At 64.6% G+C, this 890-nt stretch carries 1 protein-coding gene; it reads right to left on the reverse strand.

The window, feature by feature from the left end; all coding sequences use genetic code 11:
- Positions 1-890 (reverse strand): condensation domain-containing protein (locus tag N4Q37_RS27640; RefSeq protein ID WP_260963364.1); only part of this gene is annotated, 890 nt, incomplete at both ends.

The raw sequence follows: 890 nt of genomic DNA on the forward strand, positions 1-890 counted from the left end.
TGTTGCCGGGCCTCGGGGGCCAGGGCTTGCAGGTCATGCTCGACCAGGGCGAAACCGATGTCGGCCGGGGCGAAACGTTGCCGCACTTCCTCGTCCTGGCGTTCGAAGGTGGTGCGCAGGCTTTCATGACGGGCGACGATGCGGTCCAGGGCCCGTTGCAAGGCGTCTCGGTCCAGGTTGCCGCGCAGCTGCAGCGCGGCGGGCATGTGGTAGGCGACGCTGGCGGCATGGTCCAGTTGATCGAGGAACCACAAACGCTGTTGGGCCATGGACAGCGGCAGAGGTTGGTCGCGAGAAATAACCGTAATGGCCTGGAGTCGGGACTGGCCGGCCTGTTCCACGTGCTGGGCCAGCTCACTCAACGAGGCCTGGGCAAACAGCGTGCGCAGATCGATCTCGACGCCGAGATCCTGGTGCAGGCGGGCTTGCATTTGCACGGTCAGCAGCGAGTGGCCGCCCAGTTCGAGGAAACCGTCGTGACGGCCGACCTGGTCCAGGCCGAGCAGGTTTTTCCAGATCTCGGCAATAGCGACTTCGGTGTCACCTTGTGGGGCCTCGTAGGCCTTGCTGGCAAGGTCCTCCAGGCCCGGCGCGGGCAGGGCACGGCGGTCGAGCTTGCCGTTGGCGGTCAGGGGCAGGGCGTCGAGCTGGACGAAGGCGCTGGGCACCATGTATTCGGGCAGGTGCTTGAGCAGGGTGTTGCGCAGTTGCTCGGCACTGGTCGGTTTACCGCACAGGTAGGCCACCAGCCGATTGTCTTCCCGGGCGATAACCACGGCGTCGGTGACACCTTCACAGCCGAGCAAGACGTTCTCGATCTCGCCCAACTCGATACGGAACCCACGGATCTTCACCTGGAAGTCATTACGACCCAGGTATTCCAGGGTGCC

The sequence above is a fragment of the Pseudomonas citri genome (assembly GCF_025336485.1).
Classification (GTDB): domain Bacteria; phylum Pseudomonadota; class Gammaproteobacteria; order Pseudomonadales; family Pseudomonadaceae; genus Aquipseudomonas; species Aquipseudomonas citri.